1 protein-coding gene and 1 pseudogene are annotated in these 1,013 nt (G+C 44.0%); both read left to right on the top strand.

Features of this window, described 5'->3' with window-relative positions:
- Positions 1-793 (top strand): molybdate ABC transporter substrate-binding protein (modA, locus tag A3756_RS24180; RefSeq protein ID WP_082865481.1); only part of this gene is annotated, 793 nt, incomplete at its 5' end.
- Positions 794-801: 8 nt separating this feature from the next.
- Positions 802-1,013: pseudogene (locus A3756_RS28900) on the top strand (molybdate ABC transporter permease subunit); the annotation flags it as partial.

Raw genomic sequence — 1,013 nt, 5'->3', positions numbered from 1 at the left:
CAATTACCCAATAAGCTGGCTCAAAGCTTTTCTGGCAAGCCTGGTTATTTTCTCCTGCTCTACAAAGGTGTGGAGCGAAAGCGCCAATATCGCGGTTGCCTCTAACTTTATCTCCACCGCCAAAGTTTTAATTAAAAACTTTGAGAGTGAAAGCAAGCACAAGATCCATGCCTCCTATGGATCGTCGGGTAAGTTGGTCGCACAAATTACTCACGGCGCTCCTTTCGAGCTATTCTTGTCGGCCGATCAAAAGTCACCACACTTCCTCAGCGCTAAGCACCTTACCCTACCAGAGTCACAGTTCACTTATGCGATCGGACGGCTGGCACTATGCGCTAACACCCCTATTTCTGACGCCAGTTTGTCAAATATACTAAAAGCGCCGCAGATTAAGAAAATAGCATTAGCTAATGCTAAGCTTGCCCCTTATGGACGCGCTGCCCAACAAGTATTAGAACAACTTGAAATAGACCAAACTGATCGTAACAAATGGATTCGCGGCGAGAATATTGCGCAAACTTTCCAGTTTCTGATCAGTGGTAACGTTAACCTAGCCTTTATTGCAAAAGCTCAAGCAAACTCTTCAGACAATATTCAGTCAGAAGCATGTATTTCTATTCCCTCTGAGCTATATGATCCGATAAAGCAGGATGCTATTCTACTAAGTCGAGCAAACAAGTCCCCTGCTGCCATTGCTTTCTATAACTATCTTAAACAAGGCAAAGCTAGGGAGATAATACAAGGCTTTTCGTATAACGTGCCCGACATCACTCTAGACAATCAGCACAATTAAGCAGCGATATGTTTTTTTCTGAAGCAGATTATTCAGCCATATTAGTCACATTAAAACTTGCTACAGTTGTTACGATCAGCTTATTAGTCATGTGCACGCCACTTGCGTGGTGGCTTGCCCGCACAAAATCTTGGCTAAAAGTACCTGTATCTGCCCTGGTCTCTCTACCCTTAATTTTACCCCCCACGGTACTAGGCTTTTACCTTTTGATCGCAATGGG

The sequence above is a fragment of the Oleiphilus sp. HI0086 genome (assembly GCF_001635225.1).
Note: the sequence above shows the minus strand (reverse complement) of the source record. Positions and strands in the feature narration are given on the sequence as shown.